Source organism: Candidatus Poribacteria bacterium (genome assembly GCA_021295755.1).
Taxonomy (GTDB): domain Bacteria; phylum Poribacteria; class WGA-4E; order WGA-4E; family PCPOR2b; genus PCPOR2b.
In genome coordinates, this window is sequence record JAGWBT010000185.1 from 16770 (window position 1) to 17391 (window position 622).

Genomic DNA, 622 nt, shown 5'->3' on the forward strand with positions numbered 1-622 from the left:
GTCGTCAATCCCAACCCCGGCGACGAAATCATCACCGCGCCGATCACCGATCCCGGCAGCGTGATGCCGATTCTCATGCAGAACGCCGTACCCGTCTTCGCCGATGTAGACCCCAAGACGCTGAACATGACCCCCGAATCCATTGAGGCGAACATTACCGACCGTACCCGCGCCATTATTCTGGTGCATCTGTTTGGTCACCCATGCGACATCGACGAGGTCGTGAAAATCGCCGAAAAGCATAACGTTATCCTAATCGAAGACTGCTGCCAGACCCACGCAACGAAGTACAAAGGACGCTACGCCGGGACATTTGGGCATATGGGCTGCTTCAGTTTCCAACAATCGAAGCACATGACCACAGGGGACGGCGGGATGATCCTGACCAACGATCAAGATACCTACATCCGTCTGAAACTCTTTTCAGACAAAGGGTGGGATTATCAATACATGGGAGAACGTGACCACGCCTTCCTCGCTCCCAACTACCGCATGACAGAGATGCAGGGTGCTGTCGGCTTGGCGCAACTTGAGAAACTACGGGATGTCGTTGAGCGACGCATCGCGCTCGGCAGGTTGCTCTCTGAACTGATTGCCGACGCACCCGGTGTTGAGCCTGTCC

General features: G+C 55.5%; 1 protein-coding gene. It reads left to right on the forward strand.

What is annotated here, in order from left to right:
* Positions 1 to 622: DegT/DnrJ/EryC1/StrS family aminotransferase (locus J4G02_20970; protein MCE2396996.1), on the forward strand; the 622-nt coding region annotated here is incomplete at both ends.